Below are 17,086 nucleotides of genomic sequence, written 5' to 3' on the forward strand. Positions count from 1 at the left end.
GCGCCGGACGGGTCCGGTGCTGCCGTGCGGCTGCGGTCAGCCGTTGAGGATCTCGCGCGCCAGAACGGCGGTCTCCGACGGGGTCTTGCCGACCTTGACGCCGGCGGCCTCCAGGGCCTCCTTCTTCGCCTGGGCGGTGCCGGAGGAGCCGGAGACGATGGCGCCGGCGTGGCCCATGGTCTTGCCCTCGGGCGCGGTGAAGCCCGCGACGTAGCCGACGACCGGCTTGGTGACGTTGGCCTTGATGAAGTCGGCCGCACGCTCCTCGGCGTCGCCGCCGATCTCGCCGATCATCACGATCAGGTCGGTGTCGGCGTCCGCCTCGAACGCCTTGAGGGCGTCGATGTGGGTGGTGCCGATGACCGGGTCGCCACCGATGCCGACGGCCGACGAGAAGCCGATGTCGCGCAGCTCGTACATCATCTGGTAGGTCAGCGTGCCGGACTTGGACACGAGACCGATGCGGCCGGGCTTGGTGATGTCGCCCGGGATGATGCCGGCGTTGGACTGGCCGGGGGTGATCAGGCCGGGGCAGTTCGGGCCGATGATCCGGGTCTTGTTGCCCTTCGAGCCCGCGTACGCCCAGAAGGCGGCGGAGTCGTGGACGGCGATGCCCTCGGTGATGACGACCGCGAGGCCGATCTCCGCGTCGATCGCCTCGACGACGGCGGCCTTCGCGAACTTCGGCGGCACGAAGATGACGGAGACGTCGGCGCCGGTCTGCTCCATCGCCTCGGCGACGGTGCCGAAGACGGGCACCTCGGTGCCGTCGAAGTCGACCTTCTCGCCGGCCTTGCGGGGGTTCACGCCGCCGACGATGTTGGTGCCGTCACCCAGCATGAGCTTGGTGTGCTTCATGCCGGTGGCGCCGGTCATCCCCTGGACGATGACCTTGCTGTCCTTGGTGAGGAAGATAGCCATGGTGTTGGAGTCCCTCGTCCTTACTTCGCAGCCGCGAGCTCGGCGGCCTTGTCGGCCGCGCCGTCCATGGTGTCCACGCGCTGCACCAGCGGGTGGTTGGCGTCGGAAAGGATCTTGCGACCCAGCTCCGCGTTGTTGCCGTCGAGGCGCACGACCAGCGGCTTGGTGACGTCCTCGCCCTTGGACTTGAGCAGCTCCAGGGCCTGGACGATGCCGTTGGCGACCTCGTCACAGGCGGTGATGCCGCCGAAGACGTTGACGAACACGGACTTGACGTCCGAGTCGCCGAGGATGATCTCCAGGCCGTTCGCCATGACCTCGGCGGAGGCGCCGCCACCGATGTCGAGGAAGTTGGCGGGCTTCACGTTGCCGTGGTTCTCACCGGCGTACGCGACGACGTCCAGGGTCGACATGACCAGACCGGCACCGTTACCGATGATGCCGACCTCGCCGTCGAGCTTGACGTAGTTGAGGCCCTTGGCCTTGGCGGCGGCCTCCAGCGGGTTGGCCGCAGCCTTGTCCTCCAGGGCCTCGTGCTCCGGCTGGCGGAAGTCGGCGTTCTCGTCGAGCGAGACCTTGCCGTCCAGCGCCAGGATGCGGCCGTCCTTGGTCTTCACCAGCGGGTTGACCTCGACGAGGAGGGCGTCCTCGGCGACGAAGGTGTCCCACAGGGTCACCATGGCCTCGGCGACACCCTCGGCCACGTCGGCCGGGAACTTCGCCTGGGCCACGATCTCGCGAGCCTTGACGATGTCCACGCCGTCGACGGCGTTGACCGGGACCTTCGCGAGGGCCTCGGGGGTCTTCTCCGCGACCTCCTCGATGTCCATGCCGCCCTGCACCGAGGCCATGGCCAGGAAGGTGCGGTTGGTGCGGTCGAGGAGGTACGAGACGTAGTACTCCGCCTCGATCTCCGGGGACAGCTCGGCGATCATCACCTTGTGGACCGTGTGGCCCTTGATGTCCATGCCGAGAATGTCGGTCGCGCGGGCGACCGCCTCGTCGGCGTCGCCGGCCAGCTTGACGCCGCCGGCCTTGCCTCGGCCGCCGACCTTCACCTGGGCCTTGACGACAGACTTGCCGCCAAGACGCTCGGTCGCCTCGCGGGCTGCCTCAGGCGTGTCGATGACTTCACCGGCCAGCACCGGTACACCGTGCTTGGCGAAGAGGTCCCTCGCCTGGTACTCGAACAGGTCCACGCGCGTCCGTCCCTTGTCTTCTCAGAATCGCCGTAGTGATCGCGGGTCGTTCTCTGCGATGGGCGTGCCGCGAAGGGCAACGTGACGGCGCTGTCACAGGGGATGCGTACACGGTGACCGAATACGCGGCATGTCCGTCTCGCAGGTTATCGCCGTGGGACGTGCGGCCCTAAATCACAGATCACACTGTGGCGGTGATTACGGTCACAGATTCCATGGCCGAGGCGCCGTACACCGGCGGATTCGTACGCGCCGGCGCCCGTCGTTGTGGAACGGCTCACGTCGCGCCGCGGCCGGAATTCCTTCCCGTGGCCCAAGGCGGGGCGCGTTTCGGCGTCACCGCGCGTCACCCGGCATACGGCGGGCGGTCACCCGCCGTACCCGCTCCCCCGCGCCCCGCGCGGCGGCTTTCACCGGTACGCACCCGCGCGCCCCTTGTCGCGTGATTCCGCTTCGGAAGGCGGGGCACTTGTTGTGCGGAGGAGATGCGATGACCCGTCACATTTCCCGCGCACGCCCTGTCCTGAATGCTCTCTTGACCCTCAACTCCCCCTGGCGGACACTGCGTTGAGCACTTACGCATCAGGAGTCACAAGCTTCGGGCTTGGTCCCGTGCAGGCAGGTCGACAGACCGCTGGCACCGGGTGCAGACGGGGGAACTTGATGGGTGGTGGGGGGATGCGTGACCGCAGGCAACGACGTGGTCGCGGGCTCTCCCGCACCCCACCGCCCCTTCCCCCTTCCTCCCGCCACTCCTCCCGACTTTCTCGATTTCTTGGTGTCCTCACACTCGGTGCCTGAAGGGATTGGAGAGGGAATGCTGACCCAGCCGACACATACGACCTATCCCGGCGTCTATGTCGAAGAGCTTCCCAGCAGCATCCGCAGCATCACCACCGTCACCACGTCCGTGACCGCCTTCGTCGGCCACACCCGGCGCGGCCCGCACAACCACCCGGTACGGATCACCAGCTTCGCCGACTTCGAGCGCCGCTTCGGCGGGCTGACCTCGCAGAGCCCGGTCGGCTACGCCGTCCACCAGTTCTTCGGCAACGGCGGCACCGTCGCGGTGATCGTCCGGGTCGCCAAGGCGCACACCGGCAGGGAAGCCTGCGTCACCCTGGAGTCCACCGAGGGCCACAGCCAGTGCCCGGTCCTGGAGGTGCACGCCAAGGAGCCAGGCGTCTGGGGCTCCGGCCTGCGGGTCGCCGTCGACTACGACACGCCCACCCGTCGCCCGGCCACCGACCCTGCAGGAGGCGCTTCGCGCCGCCCCTCTGAAGACCACACCTTCAACCTCCAGGTGCTGGACGCGCACGGCACCGCCCGTGAGGCGTTCTCCGGGCTGTCCATGGATCCCGGCCACGGCCGGTACGCCGAGACCGTCGTCAACGCCGGGTCCGCACTGGTCCGCGTCGCGGTCGTCGGCGAGGGCCGCCCCGACCCATCCGGCACCGTCTCCAAGGCGTTCCATCACGAACTCCCGGATCTCAACGTCGAGTTGACGGTGAAGATCGGCGAGGTGGAGCGCGAGTTCACGCTCTACGACCCGGACTGCGACGGCCCGGCGCCGTGCACCGTCACCGAGCTGGCGCTGCTGCTCGAACACCAACTGCGCGCGCTGCCCGACGCTCCAGGCAAGCACGCGTTCGCCGGGGCCGAGGTCATCGCGTTCGGGCGCCGCATCCAGGTCGTGGCCGGTTCGACCGACCCGGACGACGTGGTCAGGTTCGTCGGCGAGTGCGCCAACGACCTGGGCCTCGAAGCGTCCGTCAACCCGCCGGTCTTCCCGCTGTGCGGCGGCGAGGACGGCGAACTGCCGGGCCCGCGCGACCTCATCGGCAGCGAGTCGCGCAAGACCGGAATCCAGGCGCTGCGCGACGTCCACGACGTCAATCTGCTGGCGCTGCCCGAGCTGGCGTCGTACGAGAGCACCGATGACATGGTCACGGTGCTGTCGGCGGCCGAGCGGCTCTGCAGGGAGCGGCGGATCTTCCTGCTGGTGGACGCGCCCGCCGCCTGGAGCAGCGTGGACGCGGCCCGCGCGGGCATCGCCGCCTTCACACCGGTCCGCGGCAACCACTCCGGCCTGTACTTCCCGCACCTCCAGCTCACCGACCCGCTGACCGGCAGGCTGCGGTCCTTCCCGCCGTCGGGCGCGGTCGCCGGCGTCATCGCGCGTACGGACAGCGAGCGCGGGGTGTGGAAGGCACCGGCAGGCACCGAGGCGCGGCTCACGGGGGTGCACTCGCTGACCGTCAAGCTCACCGACCGGGAGAACGGGCTGCTCAACCCGCTCGGCGTGAACGTGCTGCGCAGTTTCCCGATGGTCGGCCCGCTGATCTGGGGTGCCCGCACCCTGGAGGGCGCTGACGGTCTGGACAGCGAGTGGAAGTACGTCCCGGTGCGGCGGCTGGCGCTGCACGTCGAGGAGAGCCTGCTGCGCGGCCTGCAGTGGGTGGTCTTCGAGCCGAACAACGAGCAGCTGTGGCAGCAGATCCGGCTCAACGCCTCCGCCTATCTGCACTCGCTCTTCGAGAAGGGCGCCTTCAAGGGCGGCACTCCGCGGCAGGCGTACTTCGTCAAGTGCGACAAGGACACCACGACCGACGAGGACATCGAGCGCGGCATCGTCAATGTCGTGGTCGGCATCGCGCCGGTCAAGCCCGCGGAGTTCGTGATCGTCAAGATCCAGCAGATGGCCGGTCAGTTCGACGTCTGACGTCCGGTGGGAGACGCGAGGGAAAGGGACGTAAGGAATCCGATGGCTGAGTTTCAGATCAACGCCCATCGCTTCGACCCGTACAAGAACTTCAAGTTCCTGGTCCTGTGGGACGGGCGTACGGTCGCGGGTGTCAGCAAGATCAGTCCGCTGAAGCGCACCACCGAGGTCGTCAAGCACCGGCACGGCGGCGACCCCAGCTCTCCGCGCAAGTCTCCTGGCCGCTCGGAGTTCGAGGGGATCACCTTGGAGCGCGGGGTCACCCACGACCCGGAGTTCGACCGCTGGGCCAACAAGGTCTGGCAGGTCGGCGCCGGTCTCGGATCCGAGGTGTCGCTGGCCGACTTCCGCAAGGACATCGTCATCCAGGTGCTCAACGAAGCCGGGCAGGTCGCCGTCTCGCACAAGATCTACCGGTCCTGGCCGAGCGAGTACCAGGTCCTGGGCGAGATGGACGCCAACGCCAACGCCGTCGCCATCCAGAGCCTGAAGCTGGAGTGCGAGGGCTGGGAGCGCGACTACGAGGTGCCCGAGCCGCAGGAACCGTCGTTCACGCATCCCGCCTGACCGCGGGGGCTGCCGGACGGGGGTGAGGGATGGCGCTGACGGGGCCCGCTGAGCTGCTGGCCACCTGGGAGGCGGGGCTCGACCGGGACGCGGCAGGGCGCGCCCTGCTGCTGCACCGGGCGGCCCGCCCGGAGACCGGCACCGACGCGCTGCTCGCGGTGCCGGTCGGCCGGCGCGCCGCCGACCTCTTCGGGCTGCGCCGGGCGCTGTTCGGCGAGCGGATGCAGGTGCGGGTGGAGTGCGGCGGGTGTGCCGAGGCGATGGAGTTCGACCTCGACGCGGCGCAGTTCGCCGCTCCGGCGGCGGGCGCGGCGGCGGACGGCGGGGCGGCGGACGGCGGGGTGCTGCGGGTGGCCGACGGCGGCTGGGTGGTCGATTTCCGGCTGCCCACCGTCGCCGACCTCGCCGCGGTCTCCCGCGCGCTCGCCGGTCCGGGCGCCGCACCGGGCCCTCCCGACCCGCAGCAGCTGCTGCTGGCCCGCTGCACGGTCTCGGCGACCCGGGACGGCGCGCCGCTGCCCGCCGACGAGCTGCCGGGCGCGCTGCCCGACACGGTGCGGCGCCTGCTGGCCGAAGCGGCCGAACGCGCCGACCCGGCGGCCGAGATCACGCTCAGCATCGCCTGCCCCGAGTGCGGCGAGGCCACCCCCGCCGAGCTGGACATCGCCGACCACCTGTGGACCGAGCTGGACGCCTGGGCCCGTGACGTGCTCCTCGACGTCCATCTGCTCGCCACCGCCTACGGCTGGAGCGAGCCGGAGATCCTCGCGCTCAGCCCGCAACGCCGCCGCTACTACCTGGAGTTGTGCGCCGATGCCTGAGCTGCCCGACTACTTCGACCGGCTGCTGGCCCGGCACGCAGCCGCGCCCGCCGCCGGGCCGCCCGGCCTGCCGGCGGACGCTCCGGGCCGTCCCGCCCGCGTGCGCCCGCGGCTCCCCGGGCCGTTCGAGCGCATCGAGTCGCTGGGCGGCGGGCGTGCCGACGAGGGTCCTGCGCCCGGTCTGCTCGCGCCGCCCGCCGCCGCGCCGCCGACCGGCCACGCGTTCACCCGCGTCGAGCGGGAGGTGCGGACCACGGAGCGGGAGACCGTGGTCAGGCCGGGTCCGGTGCCGCAGGACGTACCGGACGACGGCGGGGAGCGCGTACGGCCCTCAGCCGCGCCCCTGTTGCGGCCCGCCGCGCCGGTCACCGGGCGGGCCCTGCCTGCCGCCGCCGAGCCGCAGCGGCCGGTGCGGCCTGCCGGGGACGACGGGGACGACGGCACCGCTGCCGGGCGGCCTTCGGTCCGCCCGGCCGTCCCCGCTCCGGCCGCCGCTCCGGTCCCGGCCGGTGCGGCGCGCCCGCGCGGCGACCTGGCGGCTGCGGTGCGCGGCGCCGCCGCCCGGCAGGGGGCGGGCCGCCGCAGCGGGCGCCCGGCGGAGCGCGTGGTGCATGTACAGATCGGCCGGCTCGAAGTCACCGCGGCGGGCGGCCAGCCACGCGGGGAGGCCGCAGCTCCGGCCCGTACGGCGCGGCGCGGGCCCGCGCTGAGCCTCACGGACTACCTCTCCCGCGACGAGAAGAGGAACTGACGCCATGAGCAACGCACTTGCCATCGCCACCGTCACCCAGGCCCTTGCGCTGCTGCTGGAGAACAATCTGCGGCCGGAGATCGACATGGCGGTCTCGGTCGAGACCCGCAGGCCGCCGGCCGATCCGCCCACCGAGCCGACGATCACGGTCTTCCTCTACCAGGTCACCCCGAACGTCTCGCTCCGCAACAGCGACCTGCCGACCCGCGCGTCGGACGGCACGCTGCTCAAGCGCCCCGCGGCGCCGCTCGACCTGCACTTCCTGATCAGCGCGTTCGGCGAGGAGACCGAGCTGGTCGGGCAGCGGCTGCTGGGCACCGTCATCCGCACCCTGCACGAAATACCCGTACTGCCACGGGAGTTGATCGAGGAGGCGGCGCGGCGGCCGTATCTCGCGGGCAGTGACCTCGCCGACGCGATCCAGAAGGTCCGCTTCACGCCGACCCAGATGGACATCGACGAGACCTCGAAGCTCTGGGGCATGCTCCACCAGACCCCGTACGTCCTCTCGGTCTGCTATCAGGCGGCCCTGGTGCTGGTCGACGGACGCGAGAAGCCGATTCCGGCGAAGCCGGTGGAGCGGCCGGATGTGCACGTCCATCCGTTCGGGTCGCCGGGGGCGCCGGAGCCCTCGGCCGTCGTGAGCGCGCCGGAGCGGGGCGCGCAGGTCGCTGGGGGCGCGGGGGCCGCGGATCCGGCGGAAGACACAGCCGGTGCGGCGACGGCGCGCGGTTCCGGGGGCGACGACGGCAAGGCGGCGGACCGCAAGGCCGGCGGCGCGGGCCGGGACGGCGGTCCGCAGGAAGGCGAGGCGGCGGGTGCGGCGCGCGGCCGGGCCGCAGGGGCGTCCACGCGGGCGGCGCGGAAGGCAGCCGCGGGAGTCGGCGGCACGGGCGGCCGGGCGGCGAAGAAGGCGTCGGCGGGCCGGGCGCAGCGCAAGGCCGCCAAGTCGGCTCCCGAGTCGCCGCGTTCGGGTGCGGGCGGCGCGGCGTCCTCCCCCGCCCAAGAGACCGACACCGGCTCCGAGACCGGCTCCGAGACCGGCTCCGGCTCCGGCTCCGGCTCCGGCAAGGAGGGCTGACGCGGATGACAGGTAAGGCCCGAGGAGACGGCGCGGACGGCGGCACGCCCACGGACGCCGCCGGGCCCGCGCACGCGCCCGGCGGGGACCGGGACACCAGGCCCACCGGCCTGGCCGCCTCCCTGGCCGCGGTCCTGGCCCGCCTCGACGCGCACGCCGCGCGGGCGAGCGCCGGAGCCGAAACGCGGACGGGTACCGGCGCCGCTCCCGCCACCCCGCCGCCTCCGCCCGCACTCGAAGCCCTCGTCTCCTGCTTCGGCCTCAGCCCGTTCGAGCGGGACGTCGTGCTGCTCACCGCGGCGGCTGAGCTGGAGCCCACCACCGGCTCGCGGTGCGCAGCGGCGAGCGGCGGCCAGGACCGCGCCCACCCCACCTTCGCGCTCGCCCTCGCGGCCCTCGCCGACCCGCACTGGAGCGCCCTGACGCCGGTGTCGCCGCTGCGCCGCTGGCGCCTCGTCGAGATCGAGGACGAGACCCGCCTCACCTCGTCCCGCCTCCGTCTCGACGAGCGGATCCTGCACTTCCTGGTCGACTCCCCGTACCTGGACACCCGGCTGCACGGCATGCTGCGGCGGGCGCCCGTACCGGATGGCCAGCCGCCTTCGTACCGGCGGGCCGCGGCGCAGGTCGCGGCCGGGTGGGCGGGCGGCGGGCCGGAAGCGCCGCTGCGCGTGGAGCTGATCGGCGGCGACCAGCGCTCCCGTGCCGACATCGCCGCGCTCGGTGCCCGCGAGGCCGGTCTCGGTCTGTACGCGATGAGCGCGGAGGACGTGCCGACGGACCCGGTCGAACGGGACCGGCTCTCCCGGCTGTGGCAGCGCGAGGCGATCCTGCTGCCCGCGGCGCTGCTGGTCGAGGTGGGCGATCTGGACCACGAACAGGCCGCGGCCACCGACGCGTTCATCGGCGCCGCCGCCGTTCCGCTGGTCGTCGCGGGCCCCGACCCGCGGCAGACCGGCCTGCCGCGCGGCCGTCGGGTGCTGGTGCCCAAGCTGGACGACGCGGAGCAGCTGGACATGTGGGCGCACGCGTTCGCCGGCATCCCGCAGGTGGAGCAGGACCAACTCCGGGCGATGGTGGCCCAGTTCCAGCTGCCGCCGCACGTCGTGCGCACCGCCGCCGCGTCCGTGCGCCGCGACCTGCCCGGCGGTCCGGGCGACGGCAGCGGCGACGCCACCGCGCTCGCCTGGCAGGCCGGTCTCACCGAGGCCAGGATCGGCCTGGACGAGCTGGGGCGCCGCATCGAGCCGCGGGCCGGGTGGGGCGATCTGGTGCTCGCCGAGCGGCAGTTGAAGATCCTCCAGGAGGTCGTGGCGCACGTACGGCAGCGCGGCACGGTCTACCAGGAGTGGGGCTTCGCGAAGGTGCTGCGCTACGGCCTCGGGGTGACCGCGCTCTTCGCGGGCGGCTCCGGCACCGGCAAGACCCTCGCGGCCGAGGTGATGGCCGGGGAGCTGGGCCTCGACCTCTTCATCATCGACCTCTCCCAGGTGGTCAGCAAATACATCGGCGAGACCGAGAAGAACCTGGGCCGGGTCTTCGACGCGGCCGAACGCGGCGGCGCGCTGCTCCTGTTCGACGAGGCGGACGCCCTGTTCGGCAAGCGCAGCGAGGTCAAGGACAGTCACGACAGGTACGCCAACCTGGAGGTCAGCTACCTGCTGATGCGGATGGAGGCGTACCGCGGCCTGGCCGTCCTCACCACCAACATGAAGAAGGCGCTGGACCAGGCATTCATGCGCCGCATCCGGTTCGTCGTGGACTTCCCGTTCCCCGGCGAGAAGGAACGCGCCGAGATCTGGCGCCGGGTGCTGCCCGCGCAGGCCCCCACCAAGGGCATCGACCCGGCGCAGCTGGCCCGGCTCACCGTGGCCGGCGGTTCGATCCGCAACATCGCGCTGTCCGGCGCCTTCCTCGCCGCCGAGGAGGGCGACTCCCTCCAGATGCGGCACATGCTGGCCGCCGCGCGCACCGAATACCTGAAGCTGGAACGCTCCTTGACGCCGTCGGAGGTCCACGGATGGGTCTGATGGGTCTGAACGAGGTCACCGGGCGGCGGGTGTCCGCCCCTGCGCCCGCCCCTGCGCCCGCCCCTGCGCCCGCTCCGCGCCCGGCCGCGCCGGAGGGGCCGCCGCCCGCCGCCGTCCGCATCGACATCGGCGAACTGGCCCTGACCGGCTTCGGCACCGGACTTGACCCGGACCGCGTCTCGGCGTCCTTCACCCGCGAGCTGACCCGGCTGGTGCGGGAGCGCGGCGTACCGCTGGCGGCGGACGGCACGGGCGTGACGCTGGACTCCCTGGCGGGCCTGCCGCCGCTGCCCGCCACCACCTCGCCGGCCCGCCTGGGCGAGGCCCTGGCCCGCGCCGTGCACGCGGGCCTCACCGGGCGGGGTGAGGCCGGGTGAGCACGTCCCAGGCGTCGGCGCAGGAGGACCGGGCGGCGCGCGAGGAGAAGCGCCGCAAGCGCAAGGAGCGCGCGGGCAGGTCCCGGGCGCCCGAGCCGAAGGACATCGTCAGCGGGGCGGGCGCGCCGCTCGACCCGTCCGTACGGCGGGAGTTGGAGGAGACGCTCGGCCACGACTTCGGCCGGGTGCGCCTGCACACCGACCGGGACGCCGGGGCGCTGACCGACATGCTGGGCGCCGACGCGGTCGCCGTCGGCCAGGACATCTTCTTCCGCGATGGCACCTACCGCCCCGGCACGGCGGACGGCCGACGCCTCCTCGCCCACGAACTCCTGCACACCGTCCAGAACCCGCACGGCCTCGGCGCTCTGCGGGCCGGCCGCGACCTGGGCGCGGTGAGCCTCCCGCAGGAGTCGATCGAACGGGAGGCGGAGTCGGCGGCGCAGGCGTCGGTGGCGGGCGCGCTCCGCGATTCCGTACGCGCCGATGCGCCCGCCGCGGAGATCGAGGAGGGGCAGGCCACGCCGGGGTGGCTGCGGTACGCGACGGTGGACGCGGACCGCATGCGCGCCGAGCAGAGCGACCCGGCCACCGTCGTCGACCGGCTGGCGAGCGGGGTGCTGCGGTCGCTGCGGGGCGACCCCGCCGACGCGTCGGGCCGGGTCCGTACCCAGCTCTCGCGGATGACACCCGACCTTCAGGAGTCCGTACTCGACCGGCTCGAAGTGCGGCTGCTGTCACCGGAGTTCGACCGCCTGCTGGATCTGACCGACGAGGCGGCGCAGCGCGCGCCGCTCACTCTGGGCCCTTCGGACGTGCCGGCGCCGGTACCGGACGCCATCGACCTGATCGAGGACGAGCGGCGGACCGCGGCCGGCCGTGGCGAGCGGGAGAAGCAGGCCGGGGAGGCGCGGGACGCGGACGCCGAGGAGGAGAAGAAGGACGCCAAGGGCCGCGACGGCGCCCGCGAGCAGGAACAGAGCCGGGCGCAGCAGGACGCCGCGGCGGAGGACAAGGAGGCCGGCGAACGCAAGGCCACCGAGGACAACCGCGCCGAGGAGCGGGCGGGCGCCGAGAAGGAACAGCAGCAGGACGAGGAGAAGCAGGCCGGGGAACGCAAGGAAGCGGACCGGGCCGACGAGGAGAAGGCCCAGCGGGGCCAGGACGGCGAGGAACGCGCCAAGGAGGAGCGCAAGGAGCAGCGCGAGCGCGAGGAGCAGGACCCGGATCAGGCCGACGCCCCGGGCGCCGACAAGCGCAAGCGCAAGGACGACGAGAAGAAGCCCGCCGACGGCTCGAAGCAGGAAGAGCTGGAAAAGAAGAAGAAGGAACAGCCGGGTCAGGTACGGCCGGAGAAGGTGGACGAGCGGGCCGAGCAGCGCGACAGCGCGCTGTCCGAGCACGGGCTGAACGAGAAGGACGAGGACGAGGGCGACCCGCGCGATGAGGAGCGGCCCATCGGCCTTGAGGCGGGAGCGGACCGGGAGGTCGACGGGGGCCAGGAGGAGCAGCGGGCCGGCGGCTTGGGCAAGGGCGAGGCGGAGCTGAAGCCCGAGGACTTCGTGCCGGAATCCGACCCCGACCTGTCGTCCGTGCCGACCGCCGACACGCTGCGGCCCGGCGCGGCTGCCCCCGCCCCGCCGTCCTTCCCCGCTCCCCCGCCGACCAAGGCGGAGCAGGTCCAGAAGGAACGGGAGAACGAGGCCGACGAGGAGGAGGACGAGGACGCGCCGGAGGCCGAGGCCAAGGCTCCGGGCGAGGAGCGGGGCCCGGTCGAGGGCGAGGCGCCGCAGCCCGAGCACGGTCCCGCGTCGGATGCCCCCGATCGCAGCGAGAAGGACCTCCAGCCGGAGAAGCCGGTGGAGCAGGAGGTCGGCCCCGATCCGGAAACCGATGAGCAGCGGGATCCGGAGCAGGAGGCCGAGCAGCAGCAGGACCACGACGAGGACGGCGCGAAGCAGGCCGGGCAGGACGCGGCCGACAAGGACGCGGAACGCGACGCGGACACGGGCGACGGCGGCGACGCGCCGGACGCCCAGGAGACCCAGGACGAGCAGCAGGACAAGAAGGACCAGGACGCGCAGGAGGAGAAGCGGGAGGCCAAGGGGCAGCCTGAGGGCGCGGCGGCGGACAAGCCGGCCGGCGCGGCGGGCCCTGGTGCGGCGGGCGGCGGCCCCGGTCCTTCGGCGCCTTCGCTGGCGCCGCCGGCCGGTGCGCACACGGAACGTACGGCGGTCGAGGACCGGCATCCATCGCCCGCGGCACGGCGCGGTGCGGCGCCGGCCCGTGGTGAGAACGAGGCGCCGGCGGCGAAGAGCGCGGTGCCGAAGGAAGCCGGTCCCGGTGCGGCGCCCAGTGGTCCCGTCGGCGCGGCGGAGCCCGGCAGTGCGCCGAAGGCGGCGGCCGGTCCCGGCGGGGCGCCGTCCGTCGCGCAGGCGGCGGTGAGCCCGGTGGGTGAACAGGCCGAGAACCCGGGGAAGATGGGCGCGCCCGCGCCGGAGGGCGCCAAGGCGCAGCCGGACGCGTCGCTGGAGAAGGACGGCGGCGGCTGCGCGCCGCCCGCTCCGGCGCCGGAGAAGGAGGAGGGCGGCGGCGCGTGCGGCGGGGGCGGCGGGCAGGCGCCCAAGGAGAAGAAGCAGGAGGAGCCGCCGGACGTCTCCGGTCAGGATCCCAAGGCCGCGCTCGGTACCGTCAGCAAGCTCTCGCCCGATCAGGCGCAGGCCGCGCTGCCGGGGGTCGACGGGGCGGCGGACCGGAAGGTCGGCGAGGAGCAGAAGCGTCTGGCGGCCAACCCGCCGAAGCGGGAGCGGCCTTCGGGTGCGCCGCAGACCCAGTCGGGGGCGCCGCAGGCGGAGGCGCCCGAGGCGCCGGTGACGGGAAAGCTGGAGAAGGTCGGCCCGCCGGAGCAGGGCAAGAAGCAGCAGGCCAAGGGCAGCGACAAGGCCGAGGGCGCCAAGCCGACCGACAACGTCCAGCAGCCGAAGGTCACTCCGGGCAAGGACGGCAAGCTGACCGAGAGCGACGCCAAGAGCGTCGAGGCGGCGGCGGACCAGGTGCCGACCACCGACCCGGAGCTGCGCAACAAGACGGTCGGCCCCGCACCCAAGATCAAGCTGGAGGGTGAGAGCGACCCGCAGCGTACGGACAAGCAGGCGGAGAAGCTCAAGGAGAAGCAGGGCACGATCCAGGACACCGGCCGGGCGGACGCGTCCAAGCCGATGGGCGAGGACAAGATCTTCCCGGACGCGCCCGAGGAGGAGCTGCGGGGGAAGGCGGCGGGGCGCGCGGGCGGCGGCGGGCAGCGGTCGGGCGGCGGCTCCGCGAAGCAGCACGAGGGGATCGTCGCCAAGCAGGAGCGCGGCGGTGAGATCCAGGGTGCGGCGGGCCAGTCGCAGACCGAACTGGCGGCCAAGGAGAAGCAGCACCAGCAGGGCGAGCAGAAGGCGCACCAGGAGAAGCAGCAGGAGATCGACGGCGAGGTCGCCCGCAACACCGAGCAGCAGACGGCGGAACGCGGCCGGGCGGCCGAGCAGGCGGGCAAGGAGCGCCAGAGCTGGCGCGACGAGCAGGACAAGAAGATCGAGCAGGCCGACAAGGACACCGAGAAGGAGCACAAGGGCGGCAACGAGAAGATCACCAAGGAGCGGGACGGCAAGGACAAGGAGGTCGAGGACCGCAAGGACACCGACAACAAGGACATCGACCACCAGGCCGATCAGGCGGAGAAGGACGCCAAGAAGAAGAAGGACGAGAAGAAGAACGAGTCGGGCGGCCTCTTCGGCAAGATCCTCGACGCGGTCGGCGACTTCTTCAAGGGCCTGCTGGACGCCGTCACGAAGATCTTCGACGCGGCCCGCAACGCGATCAACAGCCTGATCGACAAGTTCAAGGAGTTCGCGAACAAGGCGATCGACGCGGTGCGGGACTTCGCCATCAAGGCGATCAATGTCCTGGCCGACGCCCTCATCGCCATCGGTGACGTCCTGCTGGCGGCCTTCCCCGAACTGCGCGACAAGTTCCGCAAGGCCATCGAGGGCCTGCGCGACGCGGCCATCGCCACCGTCAACAAGCTCGCCGACGGCCTGAAGAAGGCCGTCAACACCCTCCTCGACGCGCTGGCCGCCGGCCTCAACAAACTCCTCGACGTCCTCGAAGCGGGCATCAAGGCCGCCATCAAGATCTACGCCGAGGCGATCAAGGCGGCGCTCAAGTTCGCGCAGGCGGCGATCGAGGCGCTGGGCAAGTTCGCGGCGCTGGTCGCCGACATCGCGCCGGACCCGGGCGGCTGGCTGATGAAGGCGGGCAGCGCCGCCAAGACCGGTATCCAGGAACACCTCTGGGGTGCCATCAAGTCGGCGGTCAAGCAGTGGTTCGACACCAAGGTCGAGGGCATCCTCGGCCTCGGCAAGGCCGTCATCAGCGTCCTCGTCAAGGGCTGCATGTCCTTGAAGCAGATCGGCAAGATGGCGTGGGACGCGATCGTCGCCTCGCTGCCGATGATGATCGCGTCGCTGGTCGTCGAGAAGGTCGTCTCGATGATCGTGCCCGCAGCGGGCGCCATCCTCACGATCATCCAGGGCCTGATGGCCGCCTGGGACACCGTCAGCTCCATCCTGACGGCCTTCGGCAAGTTCTTCGCCTTCCTCAAGGCGGTCAAGGCGGGCCCCGCCGCCTGCCTCTTCGCCGAAGCGGTCGCCGCGGGAGTCGTGGCCCTGCTCGACTTCATCACCAACTTCCTCCTCCAGCGCCTGGGCCGCGCCACCAAGGGCGTCGGCAAACGCCTCAAGGCCATGGCCCAGAAGATCACCGCCGGCCTCAAGAAGACCGGCAAGGGCGCCCGCAAGGCCGCGGGCAAGGCCGTCAACGCCGCCAAGGGCGCCGCCCGCAAGGCCACCCAGGCCCTTCGCAAACCCGCCCGCCCCACCAAGCCCAAGGGCCCCCGCGTCCCCTCCCGCCCTGGCACCACCACCGACCGCACCCCAGGCTCCGCCCACCCCAAACACCAGCCGAAGACCGAGCCCCCGTCCCGCCCGACGAGCAAGACGCCGGACCCGTCCAAGAAGAAGCACGAGGACGAGGCGGACGCCAAGAAGACGCGCGACGAGGCGAGTTCACCGAACAAGCACCCGGATCGGGACGGGGCGGACCCCAAGAAGGGCCAGGACCGCACCAAGGACAAGGACGGGCCGGACGCCAAGAAGGACAAGAAGCCCGACAAGCCGTCCAAGAAGAAGGAAACCGAGGCCCCCAAGCGCACCAAGCCCCGCAAGCCGAAGTCTCCACTGGGCCGGGCCCTGAAGAAGGTCAAGGGAAAGGTCAAGTCCGCCCTCAAGAAGGTCCGCAACGCCGGCAAGGCCCTCGGCAAGAAGCTCCGCAAGTCCAAGGTCGGCAAGGCCCTCAAGAACACCGCGAAGAAGACCCGCGACTTCTTCAAGAAGAAGCGGGACCACTTCCGCGACAACAAGAAGCGCAAGCAGGAACAGAAGAAGCAGCAGAGGGACGGCAGGAAGAAGAAGGAAGACTCACGGGACTCCAAGGAGTTGCGACTCCAGAAGATTGTTTCCCGTATCCAGCCAAAGCTCGACGGCCTTCTGCAACGTGGCGTCCCACGACCGGTTCTTCAAGCGCTACTGAGCGCGATGCGTACGTGGTACCGGCTGACAGGGCTGCAAACCGTCGGCTCATCTCTCTTCGACATCATCGCCGCCCTGAACCCGAGCAAGAAATCGAACTCGGGAAAGTGGAAGGAGGAGTACGGAGGCGAAGGGCGGCGCAAGCAGATCGACCCCAAGACGAACAACGAGGGAGACAGGTACGGCGCGGAACAACTGGCGCCGGTCACGTACGAGAGACTGCCGGCCGAAGTCCAGGCTTCCCTCAAGGACTACACGCACTCCTCATGGCCGTACAACCAGATCGCCCGGGGAACTCCGGCAGAGGAAATGCTGCAAGGTGTCGCACAGCCTCTCCAGGGACTCTTCGGTGGGCGCGACCCGAACCTATACGAAACCTACAACGTGTCCCGTGCCGACCTGAACTACGATCAGCAGGAATTGATCGACGCCATCCACAATGACCCTTACCCGCAGAAGAAACTGATCGAGATCCTCAAAGGTGGCCACAGGGCTGAAGGTTATCGAAACCTTGAGGCAAGATTCGGCGGAAAATTCCCCACAGCTGACGACATCCGCGAGCGCATGCGGCAGATCGACCAAGGAACGGGCAGCCACCGGCTCCCTCACGGGGTGACAGTCCACCGGTCGCTGCAGGACATCAGCTTCCTGCCCGGATTCCGAGGCACCCCGCAAAGCTTGCGTGGCACCACGCAAGTGGAGAGGGGATACATGTCCGGCTCGTTGGGGAAAGAGCCCGCGTACCCCGACACCGAGCACATGACAGAGGACCAGGTACGGGAGATGTACCGCTACCGGCTGCACCTCGACGTACCGGCCGGTTCCAGGGCCGTATGGATGGGAGTGAAGAGCGATTTCCCGAAACAGCGAGAACTGATCCAGCCACGCAATACTAAATACCGCATTATGCGAGTAAAAGGCCCCGACAGGCCGGGCCCTTCCGGAGTGTGGGATATTTACGCCAAGGTGATTCTCCAATGACAG

General features: G+C 71.4%; 10 protein-coding genes. 8 read left to right on the plus strand and 2 right to left on the minus strand.

Going from position 1 to position 17,086, the window contains the following annotated elements:
* Positions 1 to 36: 36 nt before the first annotated feature.
* Positions 37 to 921: a succinate--CoA ligase subunit alpha gene (sucD, locus tag ACGFNI_RS27790; RefSeq protein WP_393687408.1), complete on the minus strand. Its 885-nt coding sequence runs from the start codon at positions 919 to 921 to the stop codon at positions 37 to 39.
* Between the two features lie 20 nt (positions 922 to 941).
* Positions 942 to 2,120 (minus strand): ADP-forming succinate--CoA ligase subunit beta, encoded by a 1,179-nt coding sequence (gene sucC / locus ACGFNI_RS27795; RefSeq protein ID WP_393687409.1) that lies wholly within the window; start codon positions 2,118 to 2,120, stop codon positions 942 to 944.
* Between the two features lie 817 nt (positions 2,121 to 2,937).
* Between sucC and ACGFNI_RS27800 the strand changes: the two genes are divergently transcribed.
* From ACGFNI_RS27800 to ACGFNI_RS27835, 8 genes are read left to right on the plus strand one after another with little or no spacing between them, the layout of a single operon-like run.
* Positions 2,938 to 4,842, plus strand: coding sequence for a phage tail sheath family protein (locus ACGFNI_RS27800; protein ID WP_393687410.1), 1,905 nt, complete (start codon positions 2,938 to 2,940; stop codon positions 4,840 to 4,842).
* Positions 4,843 to 4,884: 42 nt separating this feature from the next.
* The gene (locus ACGFNI_RS27805; protein ID WP_393687411.1) at positions 4,885 to 5,409 is read left to right on the plus strand and encodes a phage tail protein; all 525 of its coding nucleotides are present in this window, start codon (positions 4,885 to 4,887) and stop codon (positions 5,407 to 5,409) included.
* 29 nt (positions 5,410 to 5,438) lie between these two features.
* Positions 5,439 to 6,230, plus strand: a complete 792-nt coding sequence (locus tag ACGFNI_RS27810; protein ID WP_393687412.1) for a hypothetical protein — start codon at positions 5,439 to 5,441, stop codon at positions 6,228 to 6,230.
* The gene (locus ACGFNI_RS27815; protein WP_393687413.1) at positions 6,223 to 6,981 is read left to right on the plus strand and encodes a hypothetical protein; all 759 of its coding nucleotides are present in this window, start codon (positions 6,223 to 6,225) and stop codon (positions 6,979 to 6,981) included. The genes ACGFNI_RS27810 and ACGFNI_RS27815 overlap by 8 nt, the downstream gene beginning before the upstream one ends.
* Before the next feature lie 4 nt (positions 6,982 to 6,985).
* Positions 6,986 to 8,062: a DUF4255 domain-containing protein gene (locus ACGFNI_RS27820; RefSeq protein ID WP_393687414.1), complete on the plus strand. Its 1,077-nt coding sequence runs from the start codon at positions 6,986 to 6,988 to the stop codon at positions 8,060 to 8,062.
* Between the two features lie 5 nt (positions 8,063 to 8,067).
* Positions 8,068 to 10,092: an ATP-binding protein gene (locus ACGFNI_RS27825; RefSeq protein WP_393687415.1), complete on the plus strand. Its 2,025-nt coding sequence runs from the start codon at positions 8,068 to 8,070 to the stop codon at positions 10,090 to 10,092.
* Complete coding sequence (locus tag ACGFNI_RS27830) at positions 10,092 to 10,469, plus strand: hypothetical protein (RefSeq protein WP_393687416.1); 378 nt, start codon at positions 10,092 to 10,094, stop codon at positions 10,467 to 10,469. Before ACGFNI_RS27825 ends, ACGFNI_RS27830 begins: the two co-directional genes overlap by 1 nt.
* Positions 10,466 to 17,083: a DUF4157 domain-containing protein gene (locus ACGFNI_RS27835; RefSeq protein WP_393687417.1), complete on the plus strand. Its 6,618-nt coding sequence runs from the start codon at positions 10,466 to 10,468 to the stop codon at positions 17,081 to 17,083. The genes ACGFNI_RS27830 and ACGFNI_RS27835 overlap by 4 nt, the downstream gene beginning before the upstream one ends.
* Positions 17,084 to 17,086 lie beyond the last annotated feature (3 nt).

It is taken from the genome of Streptomyces sp. NPDC048644 (assembly GCF_043199105.1).
In the GTDB taxonomy this organism is placed as follows: domain Bacteria; phylum Actinomycetota; class Actinomycetes; order Streptomycetales; family Streptomycetaceae; genus Streptomyces.

Coding starts and splice junctions, on each gene's coding strand:
- sucD (WP_393687408.1), bottom strand. CDS start 921: ATGGCTATCTTCCTCACCAAGGACAGCAAGGTCATCGTCCAGGGGATG.
- ACGFNI_RS27800 (WP_393687410.1), top strand. CDS start 2,938: ATGCTGACCCAGCCGACACATACGACCTATCCCGGCGTCTATGTCGAA.
- ACGFNI_RS27805 (WP_393687411.1), top strand. CDS start 4,885: ATGGCTGAGTTTCAGATCAACGCCCATCGCTTCGACCCGTACAAGAAC.
- ACGFNI_RS27810 (WP_393687412.1), top strand. CDS start 5,439: ATGGCGCTGACGGGGCCCGCTGAGCTGCTGGCCACCTGGGAGGCGGGG.
- ACGFNI_RS27815 (WP_393687413.1), top strand. CDS start 6,223: ATGCCTGAGCTGCCCGACTACTTCGACCGGCTGCTGGCCCGGCACGCA.
- ACGFNI_RS27820 (WP_393687414.1), top strand. CDS start 6,986: ATGAGCAACGCACTTGCCATCGCCACCGTCACCCAGGCCCTTGCGCTG.
- ACGFNI_RS27825 (WP_393687415.1), top strand. CDS start 8,068: ATGACAGGTAAGGCCCGAGGAGACGGCGCGGACGGCGGCACGCCCACG.
- ACGFNI_RS27830 (WP_393687416.1), top strand. CDS start 10,092: ATGGGTCTGAACGAGGTCACCGGGCGGCGGGTGTCCGCCCCTGCGCCC.